This is a genomic window from Blautia hansenii (assembly GCF_013304445.1).
Classification (GTDB): domain Bacteria; phylum Bacillota; class Clostridia; order Lachnospirales; family Lachnospiraceae; genus Blautia.
On record NZ_JAAITA010000013.1, the window covers coordinates 14,329 to 26,533 of the forward strand.

Annotated in this window: 13 protein-coding genes; 1 reads left to right on the forward strand and 12 read right to left on the reverse strand. The window is 43.7% G+C overall.

Annotated elements, in window-relative coordinates; all coding sequences use genetic code 11:
- Positions 1-154: 154 nt before the first annotated feature.
- Entirely contained in the window at positions 155-904 is a 750-nt protein-coding gene (locus G5A70_RS10295) for a prolipoprotein diacylglyceryl transferase (RefSeq protein WP_173749559.1), read from the forward strand.
- Positions 905-1,153: 249 nt separating this feature from the next.
- Here the strand turns inward: G5A70_RS10295 and G5A70_RS10300 are convergent, their stop codons facing one another.
- The 12 genes from G5A70_RS10300 to rlmH all read right to left on the reverse strand — a co-directional run bounded on the left by G5A70_RS10300 (position 1,154) and on the right by rlmH (position 12,195).
- Positions 1,154-1,816 (reverse strand): YkgJ family cysteine cluster protein, encoded by a 663-nt coding sequence (locus G5A70_RS10300; RefSeq protein WP_173749560.1) that lies wholly within the window; start codon positions 1,814-1,816, stop codon positions 1,154-1,156.
- Between the two features lie 27 nt (positions 1,817-1,843).
- Positions 1,844-2,314, reverse strand: coding sequence for a hypothetical protein (locus tag G5A70_RS10305; RefSeq protein WP_173749561.1), 471 nt, complete (start codon positions 2,312-2,314; stop codon positions 1,844-1,846).
- A 27-nt stretch (positions 2,315-2,341) separates the two neighbouring features.
- Complete coding sequence (locus G5A70_RS10310; RefSeq protein ID WP_173749562.1) at positions 2,342-4,360, reverse strand: HelD family protein; 2,019 nt, start codon at positions 4,358-4,360, stop codon at positions 2,342-2,344.
- A 14-nt stretch (positions 4,361-4,374) separates the two neighbouring features.
- Positions 4,375-5,547, reverse strand: a complete 1,173-nt coding sequence (locus tag G5A70_RS10315) for an MFS transporter (RefSeq protein WP_173749563.1) — start codon at positions 5,545-5,547, stop codon at positions 4,375-4,377.
- A gap of 187 nt (positions 5,548-5,734) precedes the next feature.
- On the reverse strand, positions 5,735-6,748 hold the full coding sequence (locus G5A70_RS10320) for an aldo/keto reductase (RefSeq protein WP_173749564.1): 1,014 nt from the start codon (positions 6,746-6,748) through the stop codon (positions 5,735-5,737).
- A 33-nt stretch (positions 6,749-6,781) separates the two neighbouring features.
- Positions 6,782-7,081: a Dabb family protein gene (locus G5A70_RS10325; RefSeq protein ID WP_173749565.1), complete on the reverse strand. Its 300-nt coding sequence runs from the start codon at positions 7,079-7,081 to the stop codon at positions 6,782-6,784.
- 82 nt (positions 7,082-7,163) lie between these two features.
- The gene (locus tag G5A70_RS10330; RefSeq protein ID WP_173749566.1) at positions 7,164-8,225 is read right to left on the reverse strand and encodes an FUSC family protein; all 1,062 of its coding nucleotides are present in this window, start codon (positions 8,223-8,225) and stop codon (positions 7,164-7,166) included.
- Between the two features lie 89 nt (positions 8,226-8,314).
- Positions 8,315-8,923 carry a peptidylprolyl isomerase gene (locus G5A70_RS10335; protein WP_173749567.1) on the reverse strand — a complete coding sequence of 203 codons (609 nt, stop codon included), beginning with the start codon at positions 8,921-8,923 and terminating at the stop codon, positions 8,315-8,317.
- Positions 8,924-8,947: 24 nt separating this feature from the next.
- Entirely contained in the window at positions 8,948-9,997 is a 1,050-nt protein-coding gene (rsmH, locus tag G5A70_RS10340) for a 16S rRNA (cytosine(1402)-N(4))-methyltransferase RsmH (protein WP_173749568.1), read from the reverse strand.
- A gap of 26 nt (positions 9,998-10,023) precedes the next feature.
- A complete protein-coding gene (locus G5A70_RS10345; RefSeq protein WP_173749569.1) occupies positions 10,024-11,043 on the reverse strand; it encodes a sugar kinase in 1,020 nt (339 codons plus the stop codon).
- Between the two features lie 29 nt (positions 11,044-11,072).
- The gene (locus G5A70_RS10350) at positions 11,073-11,414 is read right to left on the reverse strand and encodes a PD-(D/E)XK nuclease domain-containing protein (RefSeq protein WP_226853654.1); all 342 of its coding nucleotides are present in this window, start codon (positions 11,412-11,414) and stop codon (positions 11,073-11,075) included.
- A gap of 301 nt (positions 11,415-11,715) precedes the next feature.
- On the reverse strand, positions 11,716-12,195 hold the full coding sequence (gene rlmH / locus G5A70_RS10355; protein ID WP_173749570.1) for a 23S rRNA (pseudouridine(1915)-N(3))-methyltransferase RlmH: 480 nt from the start codon (positions 12,193-12,195) through the stop codon (positions 11,716-11,718).
- Between the last annotated feature and the right edge of the window lie 10 nt (positions 12,196-12,205).

Genomic DNA, 12,205 nt, shown 5'->3' on the forward strand with positions numbered 1-12,205 from the left:
TGATAAGTTTAAATTAAATGAAAAATGACAGCAGTTTCTGTCTGTAAGTATAGCATTATCTTATAGAAAAAGACAATGATGCTTTTTACAAAAAAAGATGTTATAATGAAACAGACACATAAAAAATTCAACATAGGAAAGTGAGCAGAAAAGTATGAAAAATGAATTATTTTCCGTGGGACCGCTTACCATACATGGATATGGGCTGATGATTGCGCTGGGGATTCTGGTATGTATCTTCATGGGAACGTACCGTGCAAAAAAGCACCATTTGAAAGAGGATGCGGTTCTGGATATTGCTATTTTCAGTATTCTTGCAGGATTTATAGGTGCAAAGCTGTTATTTGTGCTGGTGGAATTTGACCGCTTTTTGGAAGACCCTATGCAGGTGCTGGGAACAGAAGGCTTTGTTGTGTACGGAGGAATCATTGCAGGTGTACTAGCCGCGATTTTGTATTGTCACAGAAAAAAACTTTCTTTCTTGGAATATTTTGATTTGCTGGCCCCCTCCATTGCTGTGGCCCAGGGATTTGGAAGAATCGGCTGTTTCCTGGCAGGATGCTGCTATGGCAGAGAAACCGATGCTTTCTGGGGTGTGACCTTTCCTGAGGGCAGCTTTGCCCCGGCAGGTGTTCCTCTGATTCCCACACAGTTGTTGTCTTCTGCGGGAGATTTTCTGATTATGGCGGTGCTTCTGATTTACAGTAGGCACAGCAAAAAGACCGGAAACACAGGAGCCTTGTACCTGTTGCTTTACGGAATAGGCCGTTTCCTCATAGAATTTCTCCGTTCTGATGACAGAGGAACCGTAGGAATGCTGTCTACCTCTCAGTTTATTTCTATTGGAATTGTACTGATTGCAGTGGGAATGTTCAATAAGAAGCAGCGGAAAAAGTACACTTAACAAATTTTTGTATATAATCTAGCCGAAACAAAACACAGCACAGCTATGACTTTAGGAGGGCTACGATTATGAATAAAGTTTATGAAAAACCTGCAGTTATTGTTGATGAAGTTGCAGCAGAGGGTTCTGGTGTACAGACTTCTGTAACAGGATATACCTATTCTGCAGAATAAGTAAGAATCCTAAAATAGATATTGAAAAAAGGAGTCTGTTACGCCATGTGACAACTTCTTTTTTCGTATTCTGATTTCAAAAAAAATATATTTCCGCCTTTTTCAGCCGTTCTTCAAACTGTTCATAAAAATCAGCTTCTGCTTTATACGGCGTCAGATAAAAAGTTTTCAAAATAAACATACAGACATTTTTCACAGCACTTTCCTCCTGAAATTGTGCAGCGATTTTTTCTGCTTTTTTCAGAAAGGTGTGCCATTGAAGCACAAATCTTTCGTACTCCTGTATCCTTGATATCCCCAGCCATTTGCTGATTTTCACCTTTGTTTTTGGGTTTTGTCTGCATTCATGTACCTGTAGGAAATAGTGAAAACAATCCTCCTCATAAATGCGTCCCAGAGGAAACATTCTGCAAAAACCAGGACGGAAAGCATGAATACTGCACCGTCCCTGGATATTTAAAAAGGGGCACTGTTCTTCTTTTTCTGCCATTTTCAGATTGGGCAGAATCAGTCCGTCTGCCATTCGAAGTTCTAAAGCATAAGACAAAAGTGTTTCAAAATTTTGTTCCAGATGACTGCAAAGCTGATAGACATCGAAAGGATCCAGAACAATAGAATCCCCCATGCCGCGGCAGCAGTCTGAGCAGCCTTTGCAGTCGTTGCAGCCCGCCTTTACCATGTCACTTTGACGGTACAGTTTTCCGTCTGAGACGGCATTTAAATCCAGTTCTCTCCGCATATTTTTCTCCTTTGCTTTACGAACCACTCAGACCCGGTATTTCCAGTAATAAAGGCCCTCTGTGGTTACGATTTTTTCCAGAAGTTCTCTCAGCGCTTCACTTTCGTGGTACACGGCAATGCTTAACACACCGCCGCTGATACTGATAATAGAATCTTCTCCTCCGAGCAGAATATCTATCTGTCCCCGTTTTTTCAAAATCACTTTTTTCAGCAGTTTTACTATCATTTCACACCGTTTGTCTTTCAGCCATCCTTCCCGCTTATTGACCAGGGGTTTGTACTCTTCCACATAAATTTCAAAAGGAAAATAGCAAAGTATTTTCAGTACAATGGCTATGGTTTTATCACAAAATTCCTGCAGGTGTCGATCCTGCAGAAAATACTGCTCCGCCTCTTCATAAAAGCTGTCTTCTCCTGTAGAAACAGCTCTTGGCAGAAAATCTATAATCCGGTAATCTTCTGTAAACAAAAGGCTTAGTTGTTCACTTCTATTCATGCGCATACTCCTCTTATCAGATATCTGTCAGCTTTCATACATATAAAGTTCATGCAGCGCCCTGGTAGCGCAGATGTATTCTGCCTGCAAAAGCAGTCCGTTTTTTTCTTTTCGTCCAAGGGCAAAGACCCGGTCAAACTCCAGCCCTTTTGCCAGATAAAAGGTGGTTACGGTAATGCCTTTTTGAAAAGCGGAACTGTTGCGGTCAATATAAGAAATGTCCTGAAAATACTCTTTCAGATACTGATACGCCATGAGGGCTTCCTGTTCTGTCATGGTCAGAACAGCTGTTGTTTCATAAGGGCTCTCCTGCTGCAGATGGGAAAGCACCTTTTTAAGCGCCTCTTCCTGACAGGCAAACTTCTGCTCTTCAACTTCTTTTCCGTGTCGTTCCAAAAGTTCCATATCCGTAAGCCCTGCCAGCCTGTTGGCATACCGGGCAATCTCCACGGTATTTCGGTAACTTTTATTCATCACAATGGTTCTGGTATGGCGTCCTAAAATACCAGGAAGGAATTTTAAGACGTCCTGCTGCTGCTCCTCCATGGTCTGGGCACAATCCCCCAGAATGGTCATTTTGCAGGGGAACAGTTCTGCCAGAATGGTATACTGCAGAAAAGAATAATCCTGCATTTCATCAATCACCAGATGCTTGATGTTTTTCTGTCCCTTTTTCTGATACAAGCGGTATTTCAGATACAGCATGGGATAAACGTCTTCATAGGCCAGCACTCTCTTTTCATAGGAGACATGGGGCAAAGGTGCAAATCCGGATTCCTCTAAAAGCTGGCTGTACAGCACATACAAGTCTCTGGTCGCATACATTCCCATAAATTCCTGGCTGAGTTTTTCCTCCTCTTCTTCGGAAAGGCGGCGGTTGTATAAGGTTTCATATTCGTCTGTAAAATGTTCCAAAATAGCCTCCATACGGGACAGCAGAGGAAGATCCTGAAATTTGAAATAAAAGAGATTTACCAGTTCTGCTTCTGTTTTCACAATCCCCTTAAAAGAAACTTCGTGGAAGTCCATGAGACTGTCTTCCAGATTTGCCAGAAAAACTTCTGTAAGCCCCAGAAATTCCTCCGACTGTTTCCGGTGCAGACGGTCCTGTGCCTCTGCGTCCGGACATGAGAGTTCTCTTTCAATCTGGTCATAACGGTCCTCACAGTCTATGACTGTGTCCCGCAGTTCCCGGTAGGCAAATAAATCAAAACTCATTTCCTGAATATTCTCCTCTCCCAGTTCCGGCAAAATATGGGAAATATAGTCGGAAAATACACTGTTGGGAGACAGAATTAAAATGTTGGAGGATTTCATATGCTTCCGGTCATGGTAAAGCAGATAAGCAATCCGGTGAAGGGCAATGGAAGTTTTGCCGCTGCCAGCCGCCCCCTGAATCACCAGTATCTTATCCTTGGTGTTGCGGATAATGGCGTTTTGTTCTTTCTGAATGGTGCGCACAATGTTTTTTAACTGTACGTCTCCATTGCTTCCCAGTTCAGCCTTAAGAATGTCATCATCAATTTTGATGTCGCTTTCAAACGCATAAATCATCTTTCCGCAGCGGATTTTATACTGCCATTTGGAATGAATCTCTCCCTCCAGAACGCCGGCCGGAGCTTCATAGCTGGCAGGACCCTTGTCAAAATCGTAGAAAAGACTGCTGACAGGCGCCCGCCAGTCATAGATATAGGGAACCTGTCCCGTTTGTTCCGAAAAGTTCCCGATACCGATATAAAAGGACTCCGGAGTGTCTTCATCTTCATAGCAGAAATCCACTCTGCCGAAAAAAGGTGCGTTCAACATTCTCTCCAGACGATGCTTTAAGGCAAGCTGTTCCTGATTGGCATTTACCTGTTGGAGAAGAGCCTGCTGATTGTCAAAATTTTCATAGCCGTACTGGTCCATTTCCGTATAGTTTTCCCAGTAGTATTCATGCATTCCCTCGATTTCCTTTTGTCCCTGGGAAATGGAGGAGTCTACCTCTTTTAGCCGCTGCTGCAGCTTTTCTATGATAAAGGTCAGATAGCTTTTTCCGTCACGCATAATGTTCTCCTGTTTTAGATAGTATTCTTTTTCCGGCTTCCCCGGCAGTATAAAAAGAGCCCCAGAGTGCAGGCCAATGTCCCTAAAAGCATAGCCAAAGGCAAATGAAAATCTGCTGCCTTCCCAAAGAGCAAATCCACTACGGCAGCTGTGCCATCCATAAAGACCGCATAGACGCTCAGCATGGCAGCCCGATGTCCCGGCACAACCATACGATTTTGCATTTCTGTCTGCAAAGGCTGCAAAAGAGAAAAGCTGACTTGAATCAGCATAACAGCAAAAGCAGAAATTGCCAGACTGTTTGTCCCTGCTAAAATAAGGCAGCAAATACCGGGAATCAGAAAAGCCCCAAGAAACATAGCCGTTTCACTGATTTTTTGGGTAATCCGGGCAGAAAGTCTGCCGGTCATCTCACAAATGGTCAGAAGCAGAAACAGCAGACCAATCTGCTTGTCTGTGGCTCCGCATTTTTGAAACTGCGGCTGATTTAAAACTACGGTTGTCATCTGGTACACTTCTGAAACCAGAGCCATGCTGACAAGAAAGGCTGTCACGTTTCTCCTGCCAAACAGTTCCGGAAGGGTCTGACAAAAAATCTGCCAGCTGTTTTTTCGTTCCGTCTCTTTTGTTTCTTCCCGGACTTCTGTAAGCCATAGAGACAAAAAAGCGGCAATGCCATAGCTTACAGCTGTCAGAAGTCCTGCCATTCGATAGTCTTTCCCAATAAAAAGGGAATACATACCCGAAGCCAGAAAAAGCCCGGCAACGGACATAGTATTAAAAAATCCAAAGATTCGCTGGGTATCTTTTCCCTTTGCAGAAAGGTATAAAATACTGGTGTCCACCCCGGACAAACCGGAAATCACTGCGGCCAGAAGAATTCTCTCTGTCAGGAAATCGGCGAAGCTGTCTGCTCTCCAGAAAACCAGCTTGGAGACAAAAAACAAAAAGGAACAGATCACAAAAGTCCGTTTATACCCAATTTTATCCGCCAGAATTCCCCAGGGGATTTCCAGTACAATGGTCAGTACCATGGAAAGACTCTCCATAAGAGTTATCTGAAAAAGCGTGACTCCCACGGCCTGACGGTACAAAGTGGAAACAGAACCGTAAAAAACCATGCCCTGCAGCAGGGAAATGGCATACATAAGCACAAGATTTTTGTTAAAATTTAGTTTAAAATACATAAAAATCCTCCATAAAGGAACTGCCTCTGCATTTGCAGCGCAGCTCTCTTTTTCTGTATATTATAAAAAGACAACATAATAAAACCACACCCGAGTCTGGCTTACTGAATTGTATCCTCTTATAATATTCAGATTGGAAGATTTTTTGTATCCATATAAATTTGCTCCTTGGTTATGCTTTTAAAAGTTATAAAAAGGTTTTGTAGTCCTCATAATTTTTGGCTAGAAGTTCCGGCGTATTCAATCCATATGGACATTTTTTCATACACTTATTGCAGTGCATACAGCCGTCAATTTTCTGCATTTTTGCCTGCCATTCCGAGGACAGCCATGCCGTCTGAGGTGCTCTTCGGAGCATTAAACTCATACGGGCACAGTTATTGATTTCGATTCCGGCCGGACAGGGCATACAGTAACCACAGCCACGGCAGAAATCTCCGGAAAGCTGTTCCCTGTCTTTGGCAATTTCCTCCTGCAGTTCTTTGGTCAGCTGCGGGGGACAGACCTCATATGAAAGAAATTCGTCCAGTTCGTTTTCCTTCTGGATACCCCAGATAGGCGCTACATTTGAAAACTGCGGCTGGGCCATAAAGGCATAAGCGGCAGCAGAGTTGTGAATCAGTCCGCCAGAAAGTCCTTTCATGGCAATAAAGCCCATATCTGCGTCCTTACACTGTTCTGCCAGCTTGATATCTGCCTCAGCGGCCAGATAGGAAAACGGAAACTGCAGGGTTTCATATAGACCAGAGGCAATCGCCTCGTCTGCTACTGCCAAACGGTGATTGGTAATACCGATATGGCGGATTTTTCCTTGTTCCTTTGCCTTTAAAGCGGCCTCATAAAGTCCTGTGCCGTCTTCCGGTCTGGGGCAAAAAGCCGGATTGTGGAACTGGTAAATATCAATATAATCTGTCTGCAGCTTTAAAAGGCTCTCATCTAAATCTTTCCAGAAATCCTTTTCATTCTGAGCCGTTGTTTTGGTACTGATAACCAGCTTTTCCCGTGTATAGGAAAAAGCTGCTCCCAGTTTTTCTTCGCTGTCAGAATAAGCCCTTGCAGTATCAAAATAATTGATGCCGTGATAAAAGGCTTTCTGCAGCAGATATACGGCCTCAGCTTTTGTAATTCTCTGAATGGGAAGCGCTCCGAATCCGTTTTTGCTCACTTCAAGTTCTGTTTTTCCAAGTCTTACTTTCTGCATTTTGCTTCTCCTACTATGTAAATCAATGGGAAATTATTCGTAATCCAGGCAAGCTCTCTCTGTAACATAAGGGCGGACATACGTATCTGCCACTTTTACATGCTCCGGGTGGGAACCGTAAACAGCTACATCCTCCGCTTTTTCCAGAGTAGTAACCAGCGCCATATCATGTGTGCTGGAAGGCAGCGGCTGTTCTACAAAGTCGACGGTTAAAAGCCCCGGAACCTTTCCTACCAGTCCCTTTAAATGCTCTGCCATAGCCTGTTTCAGCTGTGGTTTTTGACTTTCTTCGATTTCCGGTTTGAATTTCCACATAACAATGTGATGTACCATAATTTCCATCTCCCTTTTTTGTTAAGATTTTTTCTGCGTCATTATTTTAATACATTAAAATCCCTGCTGTCAACTGCAATCCTCAGGAATCTGCCAGTGTGTTTTTCTGGCTCATCCGGTTTAAGGAACCGTGAAAAAGTTTATCAAAAACCAGCCCATACACAGAACCCAGAATATTGTTGAAAATACGGAAAAATACAGCACCGGGAACGCCCAGGAAGCTGACGGCAATGGCCATAGCACCCAGGGAATTAAATACAGCCTGCCAACCATAAGTTGCGGAAAGTCCTACACCAACGCCGCCGATGACTCCAATATATGGACAAAGACTTTCTGGCAGAAGCGGATATACCAGAAGGAATACAATACCTCCGGCCAGATTTCCGGGAATTCTTCCCTTCACACGCTCTTTCATGTCTCTTCTAAATGGCAGCAGCACGGACATGACTGCAATACCTACCCACATGCTTCTGGGAAGTCCAAGAAGTCCTGCCAGAAAAATGGCGGTGGATACGCCAAAAGTAATGGACAGCTGCCATCTGGTCCGTACAGAGGATAAATCAAATTCCAGAATTAAATGTTTGAACGCTCTTTTATAAGTCTGGTTTTTATGGTTGCGGTAGAACACAATACCGGTAAGCAGAGCGCCTGCACCAAGTCCTGCCAGACGCAGAGCATAATCCATTCCGGTTACATCATACCCGTACAAAAGCAGGTATCCCAGCACCAAAGTAGAATGGTTTGCCATAACCACATTATGACAACCTAACACCATAAGTATAAAAATACATGCCAGATTCACCAGCAGTTCTGTAAAAAGATTTCCCATATTGGCCAGTCTGGGGCCAACCGCCAATATGGCAAACACAGCCATGAGGGAACTTAACGCATGCGGTGTGTAAATTCCGAAATCCGCAAAACGAAACACCATGACGCACAGTAACACGACCACGCCGGTTACACTGTTTTCATCTCCGAAAATCGTGCTGTAGCCAATGACAAAAGCCATGCAGAACGCCATGGTAATAAAAATTTTCAACAGATATACTGCAATGTGACGAACCTTTTCTTTCCGGCTCTGGCTGCTTTTAATAAGCGCCTTAGAGCCCGCTTGATTTAACTGTAATTCCTGATAAATGGTCATACTTCATAACACCTAGCCCTTTCTTCTGTCTTCTTGTTATCGGGGAGGCATTATACCATCTGGGCACAGACTTGTCAATTCAGAAATTTCTATTTTACTACCTTGATACTTTCGATTACGGGCTGATTTTCTGGCAGAACGGTTCCGTTCTGGTCTTCCACAGACACATCTTCGCAAATTTTATCTACCACATCCATACCTTCTGTGACATACCCGAAAGCCGCATATTGTCCGTCCAGATAGGTGCTGTCTTCCTGCACAATAAAAAACTGGGAGCTGGCGCTGTCATAGTCCTGGGAGCGTGCCATGGAAATAGCACCTCTGGTATGTGAAAGAGGATTTTCCACTCCATTTTCAGAAAATTCTCCCTTGATGGTTTCGTCAGAGCCGCCGGTTCCGTTTCCTTTTGGGTCGCCGCCTTGAATCATAAAGCCGTCTATAATACGGTGAAAGGTCAGTCCGTCATAAAAGCCTTCCTCTGTCAGTTTCAGAAAATTTTCCACAGTAAGAGGCGCTGCTTCCTCGTCCAGGGCTACCTCAATGGTTCCATATTCTTTTACTGTGATTTGTACCTTTGTATCATCACTGTTATCTGTCTGACTGCTGTTTTCCTTTTTGCTCTCTCCTTTTGTGCCGCAACCTGCCAAAAGTGCTGCGGTAAAAATTCCTGCAAGTAACAAAGCTGCTGTTTTCTTCATTTTTCTGTCTCCTGTCTGTCACATTTATGCTTTTATGGCCCAGCGCATTTTGGTAGAACGGGCCCGGCTGTTTTGATTGCACTCTTCTTTGGAAGGGCGGATAACCTCTTTGGCAATATCCCGGTAAACACCTTCCCGGTAAAAACTCTGGAAAGATTTTTTTACCATACGGTCTTCCCCGGAATGGAAGGTGAGAATCGCCACTCTTCCCTGTGGTTTTAAAATCCGGGGTAATTTTTCAAGAAAAGCTTCCAGTACTTCAAATTCACTGTTCACATCAATGCGCAGTGCCTGGAAGGTTCTGGCACAGGACTTTTTCACTGCTTCTTTTTGCTCTTCTTTTGGAAGACGGACAAGGGCCTTTTCAATGACTTCTTTTAGCTTTGTAGTGGTGTCAATTACATGCCCTTTTCTCTGTTCTGAGAGAATAGCCATGGAGATTTCTCTGGCATAAGGTTCATCGGAATTTTCCATGAGCATACCTTCCAGTTCTGCCTGTGAAATGTCTTTTAATCGTTCTGCTGCGGAAATCCCTTTTTCAGGATTCAGGCGCAAATCCAAAGGTCCCTCCTGTTTATAAGTAAATCCCCGTTCCGGATTATCTATCTGCATGGAAGAAACGCCCAAATCTGCCAGTACGAAGTCAAATTTCCCTGTCTCCTGTACCAGCAGGTCAATGTCTGCAAAATTCATCTGTTTGACAGTCAGAATGTCCGGACCATACCCCATGCCTTCCAGCCTGGCCTGTGTCTTTTTCATTTCAATGGGGTCTACATCCAGAGCGTAGAGATGTCCCTTCTGCTGCAGACATTCCAGCATTTTGGAACTGTGTCCGCCATATCCCAAGGTGGCATCCAGACCCTGCTGTCCCGGCTGTATCTGCAGAAAATCCAGAATTTCCTGTACACAGATAGAAATGTGCATACCTGCCGGAGTGCCACCCTTGCGAATAACTTTTTCAATGGTATCCGCATATTTTTCCGGCTGCAGCTCCTTGTATTTTTCTTTATAAGTCCGCGGGTGTGTGCCTTTATAGCGTACCCGGCGCTGATGTTTTGGTTCCTGATTTTCCATAATGCTCTCCATTTCCTTCTGTTTTCCTACCTTTGCAGATTTGTATTGGAAGATTTCATAATCCGCAGAATATCCTCTTCTGTGACAATATTAAAATCATACTGTATCATTAGCTTCATTACACTGGCGGTAATGGCAAAATCAATGGTTTTCTGCGGCTCAAAATTCCTGAGAATACCATGCAGCAAGCCCCCTGCAAAAGCGTCTCCCGCCCCTACTGCTTCCAGACTGTGTACGGTGTGAATCGGGCTTTCGTAGAATTTTCCGTCTTTCAAATAAATTCCCATCCAGTCCCCGTCTTCCACCGTATACATATTCCGCAGAACACTGGCCACGGACTTGCAGCCCGGATACTGCTTTAAAATTTCCTCCATTCCTTTTTTATAAGTATCCATCTGCTGAATTCCTGTACGCATATTTCCATCAAAGGCAGGGATGCCTAAAGTTGCTTCAAAATCTTCATCGTTGGCAATGCACAAGTCCACATACTGCATACATTCTTTCATAACCGTCTGAGCTTGCCGGCTGCTCCACATTTTTGCCCGGTAGTTTAAATCACAGACAACAAACACTCCGTGGTTTCGGCTATATTGCAGGGCCTTAAGCACAGCGGTTTTCATATGCGCACTGATAGCCGGGGTGACACCGGAAAAATAGAAAATATCTCCCTCTTCCAAAATTTCTTCCCAGTGAAATTCAGAAGCCTCTGCAAGAGAAAGTGCGCTGTATTCCCGGTCATATACGACATTCGTAGGACGGATGTTGCTGCCTTTTTCAAAATAATAAATGCCCAGACGAGAACCTCCCTTTAAAATATAGGAAGTATCCACCCCGTAATGGCGTACTTCGTTTACCGCTGCCCGCCCTATTGGATTATCCGGAACCTTCGTGACAAAAGATACCGGGTCTTCCAGCATGGCTAAAGACACAGCCACGTTGGCTTCTGCTCCTCCGTAGCTGGCTTCAAAATCTCTGGTCTGCAGAATCCGCAAATGTTCGGGCGTCTTCAGACGCAGCATAATTTCTCCAAAAGTGACTACTTTCATGTCAATGCCTCCATTCAAAATATACTTTCTTATTCTTTTCCAATGAATATTTCTTTTCCACAAAATGCAAACCCATACTTTCGGATTTTTTCCTGTGGAATTCCCTTTGAAGCCAATATCGCTGCATATTTTTTCTCGTCAATTTGTTTCAGCGCATTCTTCGCCGTATCTTCCAAACGCCTCTCACTGTCCGGGTCATGGGATACGGAAATTTTTCTTCCAGTGTCAAAAAAACGGAAGGTCGTCACGGCAACCCGGTTCATATATACATTCATTGCTTTGACATCGTCTGACAATAATGCCTTCACAAAATCATTATAGCCACTGTCATAGTCAGCAAACCAACTCTGTATAATGGTTTCAAACATCATGCGGACTTCCCTATTTGTCAAAGAAAGAGAATAGAGAACTCGTCCCGTTTTCTGAAATTCTACCTGCTCCACTTTTAAATAACCACTGGCCAGAAAAAGACTCCAAATGGCACTTTCTTTTTCCTGCAGTTGTTCATAAATTATCTGCCTTTGATAAATTTCGTTTTATCAATATAAAAAGTATTCAAATCCTGTATTTTGCCAAAATCCTGAAGACCAATACTGACGGTCTTTGCCATAGAAATCACCTTCTTCCTGTTTCCATTATTATACACACCCCGGCAGGAAAACACAACCGCCCCTATTTATGATATGGCGCTCCCTCTATAATCCGATATCCTCTGTATATCTGCTCCAGCAAGATTACCCGCATAAGCTGATGAGGAAACGTCATTTTAGAGAAACTCAGCGCATAGTCGGACCGTTTCAGTACTTCTTCACCTAAGCCGATAGAACCACCGATAACGAAAGTCAGATGACTTTTCCCCTGTACACCCAGCGTTTCGATTTTCTTTGCAAATTCCACGGAATCCAGCATTTTGCCGCCAATTTCCAGAGTAAGCACATAGGCGTCATCCTTTATATACCGCAGAATCCGTTCCCCTTCTTTTTGCCGTATTTGCCGTTCTACGGTCTCACTGGCCATATCCGGTGTCTTTTCATCTGCCACTTCTAATATTTCCAGCTTACCGTATTTGCTCAGTCGTTTGCTGTATTCCGCAATGGCATCTTTTAAGTATTTCTCCTTCAGTTTTCCCACTGTAATAACCGTAATTTTCATAATCGTTGTC

Bases quoted from the DNA above. Each gene is read 5' to 3' on its own strand.
- G5A70_RS10330 (WP_173749566.1), bottom strand. From the start codon at position 8,225: ATGACCATTTATCAGGAATTACAGTTAAATCAAGCGGGCTCTAAGGCG.
- G5A70_RS10315 (WP_173749563.1), bottom strand. From the start codon at position 5,547: ATGTATTTTAAACTAAATTTTAACAAAAATCTTGTGCTTATGTATGCC.
- G5A70_RS10335 (WP_173749567.1), bottom strand. From the start codon at position 8,923: ATGAAGAAAACAGCAGCTTTGTTACTTGCAGGAATTTTTACCGCAGCA.
- G5A70_RS10300 (WP_173749560.1), bottom strand. From the start codon at position 1,816: ATGCGGAGAGAACTGGATTTAAATGCCGTCTCAGACGGAAAACTGTAC.
- G5A70_RS10295 (WP_173749559.1), top strand. From the start codon at position 155: ATGAAAAATGAATTATTTTCCGTGGGACCGCTTACCATACATGGATAT.
- G5A70_RS10310 (WP_173749562.1), bottom strand. From the start codon at position 4,360: ATGCGTGACGGAAAAAGCTATCTGACCTTTATCATAGAAAAGCTGCAG.
- G5A70_RS10320 (WP_173749564.1), bottom strand. From the start codon at position 6,748: ATGCAGAAAGTAAGACTTGGAAAAACAGAACTTGAAGTGAGCAAAAAC.
- G5A70_RS10350 (WP_226853654.1), bottom strand. From the start codon at position 11,414: ATGATGTTTGAAACCATTATACAGAGTTGGTTTGCTGACTATGACAGT.
- G5A70_RS10345 (WP_173749569.1), bottom strand. From the start codon at position 11,043: ATGAAAGTAGTCACTTTTGGAGAAATTATGCTGCGTCTGAAGACGCCC.
- G5A70_RS10325 (WP_173749565.1), bottom strand. From the start codon at position 7,081: ATGGTACATCACATTGTTATGTGGAAATTCAAACCGGAAATCGAAGAA.
- rlmH (WP_173749570.1), bottom strand. From the start codon at position 12,195: ATGAAAATTACGGTTATTACAGTGGGAAAACTGAAGGAGAAATACTTA.
- rsmH (WP_173749568.1), bottom strand. From the start codon at position 9,997: ATGGAAAATCAGGAACCAAAACATCAGCGCCGGGTACGCTATAAAGGC.
- G5A70_RS10305 (WP_173749561.1), bottom strand. From the start codon at position 2,314: ATGAATAGAAGTGAACAACTAAGCCTTTTGTTTACAGAAGATTACCGG.